Origin of the sequence: Streptomyces sp. AA1529 (assembly GCF_000280905.1) — a bacterium.
Lineage (GTDB): Bacteria > Actinomycetota > Actinomycetes > Streptomycetales > Streptomycetaceae > Streptomyces.
This window is the reverse complement of record NZ_ALAP01000052.1, coordinates 49,812-63,607: the sequence shown is the minus strand read 5'-3', so window position 1 is coordinate 63,607 and position 13,796 is coordinate 49,812. Positions and strand designations below refer to the sequence as shown.

Genomic DNA, 13,796 nt, shown 5'->3' with positions numbered 1-13,796 from the left:
CGCGCCCGCCCCGGCTTCCTAACCTCCCGGGCATGGGGATACACAGCACCTGCGCCGACCGGCCCGCCGCGGCACCGGGCGTGGGCATCACGGGGGTCGGTGCGGCGCTGCCGGAGCGGATCGTGGACTCCGAGCAGCTCCGCCGTACCGTCGTCGCGCGCAGCGGCCTGCCGGTTCCGCCGCGGATGATCGAGCGGGCCACCGGCGTCCGGACCCGCCGCGTCGCCGCCGACGGCGAGTACGCCTCCACCCTGGCCGTCCGCGCCGCCCGGACGGCACTGGAGCGGGCCGGGCTCGCCCCGCCGGACATCGACCTGCTCCTGTTCGCCTCCGCCACCCGCGACGTGGCCGAACCCGCCACCGCGCACATCGTGCAGCACGCACTGGGCTCCCGGGCGCACGCGCTCGACGTCACCAACGCCTGCAACAGCTTCGTCGGCGGGATCGACCTCGCCCGCGGCATGCTGCTGGCCGGCCGGGCGCACCGGGCCCTCGTCGTCACGGGGGAGACCCCCAGCCGCGCCGTGCAGCACGCCCCCGCGGACCTGGACCGGTTCCGGGAGGTGTTCGCCGGATACACCTTCGGCGACGCCGGTGCGGCCGTGGTCCTGGAGCCCGTGCCCGGCGGCGGCATCCTCGACATCGGCACCGAGACCCGCTCCGAGCACTGGGACGTCGGCGGGATACCCGGCGGCGGCTCCCGCCATCCGCGCGGCGACGAGTACACCTGGTTCCGCGGCGACGGCGCCGAGCTGCGCGACGTGTTCGAGAAGGTCGGCACCTCGGTGCTGGACCGGATGCGGCACCGCACCGGGCTGGAGTGGCAGGACTTCCGGCACATCCTCGTCCACCAGGTGACGCTGCCGTACCTGGAGCGCTTCGTGGAGCTGACCGGGGTGCCCCGGGACCGGCTGGTGGTGACCGTGCCCGAACTCGGCAACCTCGCCAGCGCCACCCTCGGCGTCCAACTGGACCTGATCCACGACCGGCTGGAGCCCGGCGACCGCGTCCTCCTCGTCGGCCTCGGCGGCGGCGTCAGCCTCATGACGATGGTCTGGGAGCAGGCATGACACCGGACCGATCCTCCCCGGCCCCCGCACCGCCCGCCCGGGCGGCGGCAGCGGCCCGGCCCGCCGGAGCGCTGTGGGTCGTCGTCCCCGCCCACCAGGAGGCCGCGCGGCTGCCCGGCACCCTGGCCGCGCTCGCGGCCCAGACCGACCGGGACTTCACCCTCCTGGTCGTCGACAACGCCTCCACCGACGGCACCGCCGGCCTCGCCCGCGACTTCGCCCGGCGGGCGCCGTTCCCCGTGCATGTCGTCACCGAACCGCAGAAAGGCGTCGGATGCGCCGTGGACACCGGATTCCGGCACGCCATCGCGCACGGCGCCACACAGCTCGCCCGCACCGACGCCGACTGCCTGCCCCGGCCCGGCTGGACCGCCGCCGCGCGCGCCGCGCTCGACGCCGGAGCCGCACTGGTCTGCGGCCGCATCACAGCCCGCCGGGACGAGCACGGACCGGCGGGCCGCGCCGCCTTCCGCCTGCTGGTCGCCCTCGCGGCACTCTTCGGACGGCTGCGCCCCGCACACCGGCGCGGCCGCGGCTACCTGGTGCCCTACCGGATGCACGCGGGCAACAACATGGCCCTCACCGCCCGGCTCTACGAGGACGCCGGCGGCATGCCGCGCCGCCCCTCGCCCACCGACCGGCTCTTCCTCAACCGGGTCCGCCGCACCACCGCGGCCGTCGTCCGGGAGCGCCGCATGGTCGTGGCCAACTCCACCCGGCGGCTGCGCGCCTACGGACTGCTGACCACCGCACGCTGGTACCTCGACAAAGGGCCGGGCCGGCACGGAGAGGACCCCCGCTGATGCTCGACACCCTGCACGCCGCGCTGCGCCGCGACCCGCACCTGCCCGCCGTCCTGACCACCGCACCCACCGGCCGCACCCGGGTCCGGGCCACCCGCGGCGACCTGGCCGACCTGGCCGACCACTACGCGTCCGCCCTCCACCACCGCGGCCTGCGGCCCGGCGACACCCTCGGCGTCGCCGTACGGCCCGGACCCCGCGCCCTGGCCGTGCTGCTGGCCGCCTGGCGGCTCGGGCTGCGCGCCGCCGTGCTCGACCCCGGCGCGGGGCCCGACGTGCTGCGCGCCCGGCTCGCCCTGGCCCGGCCCGACCTGGTGCTCGCCGACGCCGCGGCGCAGGCCGCCGCCGGGTGGGCGCGTCCGCTGGCCCGCCGCGCCCGGCTCGCCCTCCCCGACCTCGCCGCACTCGGCGGCCCGGTGGCGACGCCGGGGCCCCGGCTGCCGGGCTGCGCCCCCGCCCTGCGGGCCGGCCCGCACCCGGCTCCGCGGGGCGCGGACCACGACGGGGACGCCGTCGTCGTCTTCACCTCCGGCACCACCTCCCGCCCCCGGGCCGTCGTGCACTCCCGCGCCTCGCTCACCGCCGGCCTGGCCACGGTCGCCGACCTGGTACGGCCCGCGGCCGGGCGGCCCGTGCTCGGCGGCACCTTCTTCGTCCTCGTCCCCGCACTGGCCGCCGGTGCCCCCGTCGCGCTGCCCGCCCGGGCGCCCCGCGTCCTGGCCCGGCAACTCGACCGGCTGCGGCCGCAGGCGAGCTATCTGACGCCGCCTCGGCTGCGGGCCGCGCTCTCCGCCGGCGCCCGCTTCACGGGACGCGTGTGGACCGGCTCCGCGCCCGCGAGCGCGGCCCTCCTCAGCCGGGTCAGACAGGCCGGTGCCGCCGAGGCGTGGGGCGTGTACGCGCTGACCGAACTCTTCCCCGCCGCAGCCGTCGAAGCGGCCGCCAAGGCGGCGTACGAAGGCCCGGGCGACCTGCTGGGCGCGCCGCTGCCCGGCGTCGAGGCGCGCACCGCGGACAGCGGCGAACTCCTCCTCACCGGCCCCGGCGCCCGGCACCGCTGCCTCGGCGGGGAACCCGACCCGTGGATCGCCACCGGCGACCGCGCCCAGCTGGACGCCCGGGGCCGGCTCGTGCTCGAAGGGCGGATGAAGGACATGGTGCTGCGCCGCGCGGAGAACATCTACCCGGGGCTGTACGAGCCCGCGCTGCACGTGCCGGGCGTCGACCTCGCGCTGCTGGTGGGCGTCCCGGCGCCGGACGGCGACGAGCAGCTCGTCGCCGTCGTCCAGCCCAGCCCCGGCACCGACCGGCGGCGGCTGCGCGGCGCCCTGGACGGGCCGCTGCGGCGCATGGGGGCGGCCCGACCGGACGCGGTGCTGCTCGCCGACATCCCGCTGTCCGGCCGCTCCCGCAAGCCCGACCGCGCCGCGACCGCGCTGCTGGCCGCGGGGCGCCGCCGGGAGACGGCGGGCCGGGCCGCGGGCGGCCGGGCCGCGGAGGACCGATGAGGGGCCCGGGCGCGCGGGCCCGCACGCCCGGCGCGCGGACGGCCCGCCGCCGGGACCGCCGCGTCTACACCCGCAGCCACCCGGTGCTCTTCGCCCTGCTGGCGGCCACCCGCCGCCGCCCGGTGGTCCGGCTGGGCCGCACCGTGCTGGTGCACGGCACGGACGCCTGCCGGCAGGCCCTCACCCGGCTGCCGCTGGACCGTACGGCGGCCGGGACCACGGGCGGCGCCGCCCGCGAACTCTCCGGCGGCGGCGCCCTGTTCGACGAGGAGGGCCGCGGCCACCGCGGCGCCCGCCGGTCCCTGGCCGAGGACCTCGGCACGGCCGGTACGGAGCGGCTGCGCCCGGTGTGGCAGGAGATCCTCGCCCGCCGCCTCGCCCCGCTGGCGGACGGCCGCGAGGTGGAGACGGCCGCGCTCGCCCGCGAACTGGCGGGCGCCACGGTCTGCGCCCTGCTGGGCACCGCCGGCGATCCGGCCGCCGTCGCGCGGGCCGCGGCCGATGCGGCGGCGGCCGCCGTCCGCGACCACCTGCCAGGACCGCGCCGCCCCGGCACGGCACGCGCGGCCGCCCGGGCCACGGCCCGGCTGGAGGAACTGCTGCGGGAGCGGACCGGGGGCGCCGCGGAGGGTGCCGGGGCGGCGGACGGCGCCGGAACACCGGACGGAGCAGGAACACCGGAGGGCACCGGGGCGGCGCTGCGGGCCGTGCTGGCGGTCGCCGCGGTCGCCACCACCGCGGCGGCGCTGCCCCGGGCCGTGGCCTGGTGCGCGGACGCCGGACTGTGGGAACAGGCCGCCGATCCCGCGGCCCGCGAGACCCTGGTCGACGAACTGCTGCGGGTGACGGCGCCCTCGCCGGTGCTGCCCCGCCGGGCCGCCGCGCCCGGAACACTGGACGGCTGCCCGGTGCGGAGCGGCGACCGGCTGGTGCTGGTCGCGCGGCACGCGGTCGGCGCACACCGGGACGCACCGGGCTGCCCCGCACCGGCACCCGCCGCCGTCGCCCGGCTCGTCTTCGGCGCGGGCCCGCACACCTGCCCCGGAGCCCGGCTCGCGCGCACGCAGCTCGCCGACCTGCTGGCCGCGCTCGCCCCGTACCGGCCCGTCGTCGTCCGCGCCCGCGCCGACCGCCGCGCGGCCCTGCCCGGCTGGCGCACGCTCACCGTCCGGCCGGGCCCCGCCCCCTCGACGCCGCGGCGGCGCATGCACCGGGACGAGGAGGGAAGCACCCACCCGAACGGCGTGCACGGCGGGAACGGCGTGCACGGCGGGAACGACCGGAACGGGGAGGCACCATGACCACGATCGCCGTCACCGGCGCGAGCGGCTTCTGCGGCTCCTACGTCGCACGCGCCGCCGCCGTGCGGGGAGCCGAGGTGCGGTGCGTGGGGCGGCGGCCCGGCCCGGTCGGCCGCCATCTGCGCTGGGACGCCGCCTCGGGCGAGGTGCCGGACCTGGGCGGGGCCGACGTGGTGGTGCACTGCGCGGCGGCCGTGGGGGATCCGGCCGCGGGCTCGGCTGCCGAGGCGGCGATGCGGGCGGTCAACGTCACCGGAACGGCCCGGCTGCTGGAGGCGGCAGCGGGGCGGCCGGTGGTGTGGGTCAGCAGCGCCAGCGTGTACGCGCCGGGCCCCGGGCGGGCCCGGATCCGCGAGGAGCACCCGGTCCGCGCGCAACTGAACGCCTACGGCCGGACCAAGGCCGCGGGCGAGGCCCTGGCGCTGGCCGCCGGAGCCGTGGTGCTGCGGCCCCGCGCGGTCTACGGCGTCGGCGACCCGCACCTGGTGCCGCGGCTGCTGGGCCGGGTGCGGCGCGGGCTGCTGCTGCTCCCGGGTCGCGACGTCCAGCTCAGCCTGACCGCGGTGGAGAACCTCGCCGACGCCTGCCTGGCGGCGGGAGACGACGCATGGCCGCCCGGCGCCTACAACATCGCCGATCCGGTGCCCTACCGCCGGGACGAGGCGGTGCGCACCGTGCTGGCGGCGCACGGGGTGCACGCCCGCGTCGAGCACCTCCCGGTGCCGCTCGCCCGGGCGGCGGGCGCCGCCGCCGAACACCTGTGGCGGCTGCACCCGCGGGCCGAGCCGCCGCTGACCCGGTACGCCGTCGACCAGCTCGCGCACGGCGTCGTGCTCGACGTCACCCGGGCCCGCCGCCGGGGCTGGACGGCTCCCCGCACCCTGGCCGACTACGCCCGCGCGGTGGCCTCGGTGGTGGAGGGCACGCCCTCAGCGCGTCCGCCGCGCCGCCGACGCGGACGGGGGAACCGCTGAGGGGCCGAACGCGGCGGCGAGCAGCCGCTCGCCTATCGGGTTCATCGTCGGTCCCTTGGCGTCGGTCGAGTCGAGGCTGTAGACGAGGGTCCGGGACAGATCGCGGGTGCCGACCAGCAGCGTGTTGTAGCCGGGGCGGGCCCCGCTCTTGCCCCACAGCACCAGGCCGCCGCCCGCGTCGTACCGCTGGAGTCCGGCGCTCATGGTGGCGCCGTCGATGTCCGGCACGGTGAACATCTCCCGCTCCAGCAGCGGCTGGGGCACGATCTCGCCGCGGAAGAGGGCGAACAGCAGGCGCTCCAGATCGGCGGTGGTGGAGATCATGTCGCCGGCCGCCCAGCGGTCGGACATGTTCCACTCGGTGGCGTCCACCAGGCGGCCGTCGTCCAGCCGCTGGTAGCCGCGGTTGTGCGGACCGTGGATCCGCGGGTCGGCGCCGCGGGGGAAGGACGTGTGCCGCATCCCGGCCGGACGCAGCACGTGCAGCCACGCCTGGTGCGCGTAGGAGTCGCGGGTGACCTTCTCGACGAGCAGGCCCAGCACGGTGTAGTCGATGTTGGCGTACCGCTGCTTCTTTCCGGGCCCCTCGTCCGCGCCCCGGTAGGGCCCCTTGGCGACCGACGAGGCGACGACCTGCTCGGGGGTGAGGGTCTTGAAGCGGTTCTCGTATCCCGCTCCCGAGACCGGGCCGAGGCCGTCGCCGGGCTTGAGCCCGCTGGTGAAGGTGAGCAACTGCCGTACGGTGACGGGCTCGAACGCGTCGCTCAGCAGCCCGGGCAGGTAGTGCTGCACGGTGCCGTCCAGGTCGATGCGGCCCTGCGAGGCCAGCTTCAGCACCAGCGCCGCGGTCACCACCTTGGTGGTGGACCCGGCCCGGAACCGCCCGTGCTCCAGCGCCTTCCGGCCGGTGCGCAGATCCCGTACGCCGGAACTGCCGTGCCAGCTCCCCTTCCCGCCGACCCGCGCGAGCGCCGCGGTGGTCGTCTCGTCCGGCAGCCCGCCCAGTGCCCTGTCCAGCGCGGCGGTGTCGGGGCCGCCGTCCTGCTGCCGCGTCACCTCCGCCGGTGCGCTGCGCGGTTGGGCGAGGGCGGGCGCCGCTGCCGGGCCGGTGAGTCCGGCGACCACGAGCGCCGCGAGGAGGGTGTTCCGCAGACGTATGGGCACGATGCACTCCACGAGGGGTAGGGGTCCGGTACGGAGAAGATCCTTCCGCCGGACGGCGGGCCCCGGATCACCGCCGCGGACGACCTGCTCCCCTGATACCGCCCCACCTCGCGCCGGGCCCGGGTCGGGGTACGTGGAGGGGATCGTCCCTAGGGTCGCGCCGTCCGCGGGGTGCCGCCCCCGGCGCACCGGAGGGTGGGGTGCCGCGCGCCGGTCGCGTGGCGAGGGCTCGGCGGTGCGGCCTGACGGGAGCCGGTGCCGCCGTCGGCTCCCCGCCGACGGGACAGCCGCGTGCCGTCGGTGAGCCGGGCGGAGGGCGGTGCCGGGAGTGGCCGGGCTGGGGCAGCTGCACTCGGGGGCAGGCGCATGGACCGGCCTGCCGGAGTTCGTTGTACAGTCACAACTGTTGTATTCATATAAGCGATGGGGGGCTGCTGTGTCCGACGCCGAACTCCCGCCGCGCCGCCGACAGCTCGTGCTGGCGATCTGCTGCATGTCGCTGCTGATCGTCAGCCTCGACACGACGGCGCTCAACGTGGCGCTGCCCGACATCCGCGCCGACCTGGGCGCCTCGGTGTCGGGCCTGCAATGGGTGGTCGACGCCTACACCCTGGTACTGGCCGCGCTGCTGATGCTGTCCGGCTCCACGGCGGACCGGCTGGGCCGCCGCCGGGTCTTCCGCTGGGGGCTGCTGCTGTTCGTCCTCGGCTCGCTGCTGTGCAGCCTGGCCCCGGGGCTCGGCTGGCTGGTGGCGGCCCGGGCCCTGCAGGCGGTGGGCGGCTCGATGCTCAACCCCGTCGCGATGTCGATCATCACCAACACCTTCACCGAACCCCGGGAACGGGCCCGCGCGATCGGCGTGTGGGGCGGGGTCGTCGGCGTCAGCATGGCGGCCGGCCCCCTGCTCGGCGGGCTGCTGGTCGACGTCAGCGGCTGGCAGGCGATCTTCTGGGTGAACGTGCCGGTCGGCCTCGCCGCGTGGCTGCTGACGACCCTGTACATCCCCGAGTCCCGCGCGCCCCGGGCCCGCAGGGCCGACCCCGTGGGCCAGCTCCTGGTGATCGTCCTGCTCGGCACCCTCACCTACGGCATCATCGAGAGCCCGCAGCACGGATTCGGCTCGCCGCTGGTGCTCGGCTGCCTGGCCGCCGCGCTCGGTGCCCTGGCCGGGCTGGTGGCCTACGAATCGCGCCGCGCCGAACCCCTCGTCGACCCGCGCTTCTTCCGCAGCCTGCCGTTCACGGGCGCGGTCGCGGTCGCGGTGTGCGCGTTCGCGGCACTGGGCGGCTTCCTCTTCGTCACGTCGCTCTACCTCCAGGAGATCCGCCAGCTGAGCGCGCTGCGTGCCGGGCTGTGCATGCTGCCGATGGCGCTGATGACGCTGGTCTGCGCGCCGCTCTCCGGCCGCCTGGTGGGCTCCCGCGGCCCGCGGCTGCCGCTGGTGGCCGCGGGCGTCGGGATGACCGCCGCGGGGATTCTGCTGGCCTGCACCGTCTCGGCCGACCTGCCGCTGGGCGTGCTCTTCACCGGATACGTGCTCTTCGGCATCGGCTTCGGCCTGGTCAACGCGCCGATCACCAACACCGCCGTCTCGGGCATGCCCCGCGCGCAGGCGGGCGTCGCCGCCGCGGTCGCCTCGACCAGCCGGCAGGTCGGCTCGTCCCTGGGCGTGGCCGTCATCGGCGCGGTGATGGCCGCGGGCGGCTTCGGCGCGGGCGGCCTCCGGCAGGCCGCCGGGTTCCTGGAGACCGAGCGGACCGCCTGGTGGATCGTCTCCGCCTGCGGACTGGCCGTGCTCGCGCTCGGTATCCTCTCCACCGGCCACCGGGCCCGGGAGACGGCACGCCGCGCGGCCCATCTGCTGGACGGGAGCGACGGGGGCGACGGCAGCGACGAGGGTACCGAGGCGGCGCGGCGTCCGGCCGCGGGTCGTACGAGCAGCGAGGCAGCGGGATGAACAGCACGGAGTCCGCGCACGGCGGACCGGAGGGCACCGAGTCCGGGGCCGGGACCGGGGCCGGGTCGTCCGGGACCGAGACCGCTGGCGCTCCGCGGACCGACGCCGTCGGACAGGAGGCCGTCCGGGTCTGGCGCGGCATGCGCACCCTCGTCCTGGAGACCGCGGACGTGCGGCCCCGGGTCGTCGAGGCGCTGGGGATGAGCTACTTCCGTGCCAAGGTGCTCCGGTACGTCGCGGACGAGGGCCCGCTCACGCTCAGCGCGCTGGCCGCCGCCCTGTTCGCCGACGCGCCGTACACCACGCTCTCCGTCGACTACCTGGTGCAGCGCGGGCTGGTCACGCGGGAGCCGAATCCGGCCGACCGCCGCTCCAAACTGGTCGAGGTCACCGGGGCGGGAGCCGCGGCGGCGGCCGAGATGGCGCGGATCACCGACACCCCGCCCCCGGCCCTCCGCGGCCTGGCGGCGGCGGACCTGGCGGCACTCGCCCGCATCCTGGACCGGGCGCTGCACACCGGCCCCGCGGACTGAACCGGCGTTCCCGAGCCCGAACCGGGGGCCGGACCGGGCCGGCGGCTCGCGTTCATCGCGTTCCGGCCAGGGCCCGGCCCGTTCCGGACCCGGGTCCGCGGCTCCGGAAACCGGTTCCGCGGCTCCGGACAGGCCGAGGGCCCGGCCGGACTGCGTCGTCCGGCCGGGCCCTCGGCACACGGAGCGGGCCGCACCTCGTGGGGCGGCACCCCGCGTCACTCTTCGACCATCAGCCCCTTGCGGAGCTTGCCCAGGGTGCGGGAGAGCAGCCGGGAGACGTGCATCTGCGAGATGCCGAGCTCCTCACCGATCTCCGACTGGGTCATGTTCGCCACGAAGCGCAGCGAGAGGATTCTGCGGTCCCGCGGGGGGAGTTCGGCGATCAGCGGCTTCAGGGACTCCACGTACTCGATGCCCTCGAGTCCGTGGTCCTCGTAGCCGATCCGGTCGGCCAGCGCGCCCTCGGTGTCGTCCTCCTCGGGCTGCGCGTCCAGCGAGCTGGCGGTGTAGGCGTTGCTCGCCGCCATGCCCTCGATGACTTCCTCGCTGGAGATGTTCAGCCGCTTGGCCAACTCCTCCGCGGTCGGCGCCCGGTCCAGCTTCTGGGCGAGTTCGTCGCCTGCCTTGGCCAGGTCGAGCCGCAGCTCCTGGAGGCGCCGGGGTACCCGCACCGACCAGGACGTGTCGCGGAAGAAGCGCTTGATCTCGCCGACGATGGTCGGCATCGCGAAGGTGGGGAACTCGACGCCGCGGTTCAGCTCGAAGCGGTCGATCGCCTTGATGAGGCCGATGGTGCCGACCTGGACGATGTCCTCCATCGGCTCGCTGCGGGAGCGGAACCGGGAGGCGGCGAACTTCACCAGGGCGAGGTTGAGCTCGACCAGGGTGTTGCGGACGTAGGCGTACTCGTGGGTGCCCTCGTCGAGGTTCTCCAGCCGCTCGAACAGCGTCTTGGACAGGGCCCGCGCGTCCAGCGGACCGACCTCGTCATAGGGTGGGATCTCGGGGAGCTGGAGCTGGTCGAAGAGGTCGGCTTCCACCGCCTCCGCGATCTGCTCGGCGCTCGCCGGATCGCCGAGGGTTTCGGTTTCGGGGGCCAGGGACCGGGAATCCGGCAGCCGGTCCGTGCTGCGCTGCTCCGGAACGCCGGGAAGGGCCTCGACCTGCGCGTGCGCGGAGTCGGATATCCCATTGTCGAGCCGGGGTGACATGGCTGTCCTCCATGGTTTCTCGGCATATGGCTGCCGAAGCCGTGACGTGCACTACGGGGTGCGGCGCCTCCAGGGCCGACGTTGTTTCGGTATCCCTACTAGACCTACCTGTTCCTGCACAGCTAGGGCAAGCTCCTTATGTCCATCTGTGACCAATCTGTCCGATGTTCGGCTACCGGTAAGGCTGTCGAAGGCGTAGGGTTGCGAACCGCTCGACGGGGGAAGCAGTGAAGGCCCTCACATGGATCAGAAGGGGTGTGCATGGACCGCGGGATGCCCGGCAGCACGAGCCAGGGTCGGCTGACGGTCGAGGTGCGGCACGAGGGGATCAGTGCCGTGGTGACCCCTGAAGGTGAGCTCGACCACCACACCGCCGAGCTGTTGCGCGAGCCGCTGGAGCGGAGCGTCGAAGAGGGGTACACCCGCCTCGTCGTGGACTGCTCGCGGCTCGAATTCTGCGATTCGACGGGACTGAACGTGCTGCTCGGCGCCCGCCTGAAGGCGGAGGAGGCCGGCGGCGGTGTCCATCTGGCGGGGATGCTCCCCGTAGTGGCGCGCGTCTTCGAGATCACCGGCGCCAGCGCCGTCTTCACCGTGCACGACACCCTCGAGTCCGCGCTCCGGAACCCCTCGGGAACGGAACAGCAGCCCGAGTCGTAATCAGGGCGTTACGCGCATCACACAGGTCCGGCCGAATCCGTAAGTGTTCTCACGGTGCGTCCGGGCAGGAGTCCATCGAATCTGTCAGACATTCGTGTACAGCGCGTCACGGCCCCGCACTGCTGCGGAGCGGCGCGGGACGGCGAAACGCAACCGGTGATCGGTGAGGTGAACCACTGATGAGCACCACCCGGCCGCAACCGGCGGGCGACCGCGGTCCGGAGCCCGAGGGCACTCCGGCGACCGCGGGCCCCGGTTGCGGTGCCGCCGGGAGTGCTGACGCACGGGTGCGTACCGGTACGGACACGGGGCGTGAGCAGCTCCCGGGAGCCTCGGGCTCCGGGGTCGCCGGCACGTCCGCACCCGAACCCGAAGGGGGGAGTGGCGCCATGGGGACCGCTGCGGAGAGCACGGCCTCGGCCGCGACAGGGGCCGCACGCCGGGCAGGGCAGCCGATGCGGCAGGTCCGCAGGCTGCGGCTGGTCGGCGCCAGCGGAGCCGTGCCGCGGGCCCGGGACTTCACCCGCCGAGCCCTCCAGGACTGGGGCTGGCTGCCCGCCGCCACCGCGGACCAGCGCGCAGCCGCCGAGGACGTCCTGCTCGTCGTCTCGGAGCTGGTCACCAACGCGTGCCTGCACGCCGACGGCCCCGAAGAGCTGCGGGTGGGCGCCAATGCGAAGGTGCTGCGCCTGGAGATCGTCGATCCGGGGAGCGGTTCCCCGTCCCCGCGCACCCCGCACCGCGCCGGACGGCCAGGCGGGCACGGGATGTTCATCGTCCAGCGGCTGTGCCTGGACTGGGGTGTCGTCCGCAACCCCGAGGGCTCCGGCAAGACCGTGTGGGCGGAGCTCGCCGCTCCGCACTGAGGCTGAGGCGGCCCGCCGCCCTGCCACCCCGCCGCCGCTCCCTTTCTCCCCCGTCCCCCGGTCACCCTCCGGCCACGATGCCGCTTGCGACCGTCCGGACGTCCTCGGACCCCGCCGCGCGGCTGCGGCGGGGTCCGAGGTGTCAGCAGGGGCCGATGTGCCCGACGGACGCGGTGTGCGGTCCGCCGGGGTCCGGACGCGAGGGCCTACTGGGCTTCGTCCATGGTGGCCGCGATCTGCCGCCGGTACATGTAGATGGCGAAGCCCGCCAGGGCGGAGAGGGTGGCCTCGACGGCGACGACGCCGGTGGTGCTGAGGTCGGCGCCGCCGATGGACAGCAGGCCGGTGATGCTGTCGCCCGCCGTCACGGCGAGGAACCAGACCCCCATGAGCTGGCTGGCGTACTTGGCGGGGGCCAGCTTGGTGGTCACCGACAGGCCCACCGGCGAGAGGCACAGCTCGGCGATCGTGTGCAGCAGGAAGATGAGGACCAGCCACATCGGGCTCACCTTCGTCCCGCCGGAGGCCATGCCCATCGGGATGACGAAGACGAAGAACGACAGGCCCATCACGACCAGCGAGAACGCGAACTTCGAGGTGGTCGACGGCTCCTTGCCGCGCCGGTTCAGCGACAGCCACAGCGCGGCGAAGAGCGGCGCGAGCAGGATGATGAAGAGCGGGTTGATCGACTGGAACCAGGTCGAGGGGAAGTGCCAGCCCAGCACCTGCGTGGTGGTCTTGGCGTCGCCGAAGGCCTGCACGGTCGAGGCGCCCTGGTCGTAGATCATCCAGAAGATCGCCGCGGCGGCGAAGAACCAGATGTAGCCGGTCATCCGGCCCTGCTCGGTCCGGGTGAGGTCCTTGTCGCGCTTGATCCGCACCAGCATGCCGAGCGGGATCAGCAGGCCCAGGACGGTGAGCGGGACCATCGCCCAGTTGAGGGTGAAGGTGCCGGTGGCCACCACGACGCCGTAGAAGAGGACGGCGACGATCAGCCACAGCAGCGCCTTGCGCAGCACGGCGGACTTCTCCTGCGCCGAGAGCGGCGAGGGGATCTGGCTGCTGCGCGGGTCCAGGTGGCGCGAGCCGACGAGGAACTGGATCAGGCCCAGGCCCATGCCGACGGCGGCCATGCCGAAGCCCAGGTGCCAGTTGACGGTCTGGCCGACGGTGCCGATGGCGAACGGGGCGAGGAAGGAGCCCGCGTTGATGCCCATGTAGAAGACCGTGAAGCCGCCGTCCCGCCGCGGGTCGTCGGGGCCGTTGTACAGGTCGCCGACCATCTTGGAGATGTTGGCCTTCAGCAGCCCGGAGCCGGTGGCCACGCAGGCCAGGCCGACGAAGAAGGCTCCTTCGCCCGGCACCGCCAGGGTGAGGTGGCCGAGCATGATGATCCCGGCGCCGACGGTGACCGTCTTGCGGGGGCCCCAGAGCCGGTCGCCGAACCAGCCGCCCGGCATGGTCAGCAGGTAGACCATGGCGTTGTAGACGGAGTAGATCGCGGTAGCGGTCGCCAGGTCCATGGCGAGGCCGCCGCCCTGATGGCCCGCGCCGCCCTCGCCCGCGTCGGGCCCGCCGGCCACGAGGTAGACGACGAGCAGGGCGCGGAGGCCGTAGAAGCTGAAGCGCTCCCACATCTCCGTCATGAAGAGCGTGGCCAGACCTCGTGGGTGGCCGAAGAAGGTCCTGCCGCCGGTGTTGCCGGGGGCGTCCTTCGTCAGGCTGGGCGCCATAATCGGTGTTCCTTGC

12 protein-coding genes are annotated in these 13,796 nt (G+C 75.2%); 9 read left to right on the top strand and 3 right to left on the bottom strand.

Features of this window, described 5'->3' with window-relative positions; all coding sequences use genetic code 11:
* Positions 1-32: 32 nt before the first annotated feature.
* Genes A949_RS0115450 through A949_RS0115430 form a run of 5 tightly spaced genes read left to right on the top strand, consistent with a single transcriptional unit; the run spans position 33 to position 5,656 of the window.
* The gene (locus A949_RS0115450) at positions 33-1,070 is read left to right on the top strand and encodes a 3-oxoacyl-ACP synthase III family protein (RefSeq protein ID WP_019356923.1); all 1,038 of its coding nucleotides are present in this window, start codon (positions 33-35) and stop codon (positions 1,068-1,070) included.
* A complete protein-coding gene (locus A949_RS0115445; RefSeq protein WP_019356922.1) occupies positions 1,067-1,873 on the top strand; it encodes a glycosyltransferase family 2 protein in 807 nt (268 codons plus the stop codon). Before A949_RS0115450 ends, A949_RS0115445 begins: the two co-directional genes overlap by 4 nt.
* Positions 1,873-3,381 carry a class I adenylate-forming enzyme family protein gene (locus A949_RS0115440; RefSeq protein WP_019356921.1) on the top strand — a complete coding sequence of 503 codons (1,509 nt, stop codon included), beginning with the start codon at positions 1,873-1,875 and terminating at the stop codon, positions 3,379-3,381. The genes A949_RS0115445 and A949_RS0115440 overlap by 1 nt, the downstream gene beginning before the upstream one ends.
* A complete protein-coding gene (locus A949_RS0115435) occupies positions 3,378-4,682 on the top strand; it encodes a hypothetical protein (protein WP_019356920.1) in 1,305 nt (434 codons plus the stop codon). Before A949_RS0115440 ends, A949_RS0115435 begins: the two co-directional genes overlap by 4 nt.
* On the top strand, positions 4,679-5,656 hold the full coding sequence (locus A949_RS0115430) for an NAD-dependent epimerase/dehydratase family protein (RefSeq protein ID WP_019356919.1): 978 nt from the start codon (positions 4,679-4,681) through the stop codon (positions 5,654-5,656). Before A949_RS0115435 ends, A949_RS0115430 begins: the two co-directional genes overlap by 4 nt.
* On the opposite strand, the gene A949_RS0115425 is transcribed toward A949_RS0115430, so the two are convergent.
* Positions 5,612-6,820 (bottom strand): serine hydrolase domain-containing protein, encoded by a 1,209-nt coding sequence (locus A949_RS0115425; RefSeq protein ID WP_051019508.1) that lies wholly within the window; start codon positions 6,818-6,820, stop codon positions 5,612-5,614. The two genes, A949_RS0115430 and A949_RS0115425, sit on opposite strands and share 45 nt — an antisense overlap.
* Positions 6,821-7,313: 493 nt before the next feature.
* Between A949_RS0115425 and A949_RS0115420 the strand changes: the two genes are divergently transcribed.
* Entirely contained in the window at positions 7,314-8,777 is a 1,464-nt protein-coding gene (locus A949_RS0115420) for a DHA2 family efflux MFS transporter permease subunit (protein WP_078565449.1), read from the top strand.
* On the top strand, positions 8,774-9,310 hold the full coding sequence (locus A949_RS33550; RefSeq protein ID WP_019356916.1) for a MarR family transcriptional regulator: 537 nt from the start codon (positions 8,774-8,776) through the stop codon (positions 9,308-9,310). The genes A949_RS0115420 and A949_RS33550 overlap by 4 nt, the downstream gene beginning before the upstream one ends.
* Before the next feature lie 215 nt (positions 9,311-9,525).
* On the opposite strand, the gene A949_RS0115410 is transcribed toward A949_RS33550, so the two are convergent.
* Positions 9,526-10,521: an RNA polymerase sigma factor SigF gene (locus A949_RS0115410; protein WP_019356915.1), complete on the bottom strand. Its 996-nt coding sequence runs from the start codon at positions 10,519-10,521 to the stop codon at positions 9,526-9,528.
* 261 nt (positions 10,522-10,782) lie between these two features.
* Here A949_RS0115410 and A949_RS0115405 point away from each other — a divergent pair, with 261 nt between their 5' ends.
* Both A949_RS0115405 and A949_RS33545 read left to right on the top strand, forming a co-directional pair.
* The gene (locus A949_RS0115405; protein WP_019356914.1) at positions 10,783-11,181 is read left to right on the top strand and encodes an STAS domain-containing protein; all 399 of its coding nucleotides are present in this window, start codon (positions 10,783-10,785) and stop codon (positions 11,179-11,181) included.
* Positions 11,182-11,360: 179 nt separating this feature from the next.
* Positions 11,361-12,047, top strand: coding sequence for an ATP-binding protein (locus A949_RS33545; RefSeq protein ID WP_026004677.1), 687 nt, complete (start codon positions 11,361-11,363; stop codon positions 12,045-12,047).
* Between the two features lie 206 nt (positions 12,048-12,253).
* On the opposite strand, the gene A949_RS0115395 is transcribed toward A949_RS33545, so the two are convergent.
* Positions 12,254-13,780, bottom strand: coding sequence for a peptide MFS transporter (locus A949_RS0115395; RefSeq protein WP_019356912.1), 1,527 nt, complete (start codon positions 13,778-13,780; stop codon positions 12,254-12,256).
* Between the last annotated feature and the right edge of the window lie 16 nt (positions 13,781-13,796).

Excerpts from the sequence above, each read along its gene's own strand:
- A949_RS0115450 (WP_019356923.1), top strand. The coding sequence starts at position 33 with ATGGGGATACACAGCACCTGCGCCGACCGGCCCGCCGCGGCACCGGGC.
- A949_RS0115445 (WP_019356922.1), top strand. The coding sequence starts at position 1,067 with ATGACACCGGACCGATCCTCCCCGGCCCCCGCACCGCCCGCCCGGGCG.
- A949_RS0115440 (WP_019356921.1), top strand. The coding sequence starts at position 1,873 with ATGCTCGACACCCTGCACGCCGCGCTGCGCCGCGACCCGCACCTGCCC.
- A949_RS0115435 (WP_019356920.1), top strand. The coding sequence starts at position 3,378 with ATGAGGGGCCCGGGCGCGCGGGCCCGCACGCCCGGCGCGCGGACGGCC.
- A949_RS0115430 (WP_019356919.1), top strand. The coding sequence starts at position 4,679 with ATGACCACGATCGCCGTCACCGGCGCGAGCGGCTTCTGCGGCTCCTAC.
- A949_RS0115420 (WP_078565449.1), top strand. The coding sequence starts at position 7,314 with ATGTCGCTGCTGATCGTCAGCCTCGACACGACGGCGCTCAACGTGGCG.
- A949_RS33550 (WP_019356916.1), top strand. The coding sequence starts at position 8,774 with ATGAACAGCACGGAGTCCGCGCACGGCGGACCGGAGGGCACCGAGTCC.
- A949_RS0115410 (WP_019356915.1), bottom strand. The coding sequence starts at position 10,521 with ATGTCACCCCGGCTCGACAATGGGATATCCGACTCCGCGCACGCGCAG.
- A949_RS0115405 (WP_019356914.1), top strand. The coding sequence starts at position 10,783 with ATGGACCGCGGGATGCCCGGCAGCACGAGCCAGGGTCGGCTGACGGTC.
- A949_RS33545 (WP_026004677.1), top strand. The coding sequence starts at position 11,361 with ATGAGCACCACCCGGCCGCAACCGGCGGGCGACCGCGGTCCGGAGCCC.
- A949_RS0115395 (WP_019356912.1), bottom strand. The coding sequence starts at position 13,780 with ATGGCGCCCAGCCTGACGAAGGACGCCCCCGGCAACACCGGCGGCAGG.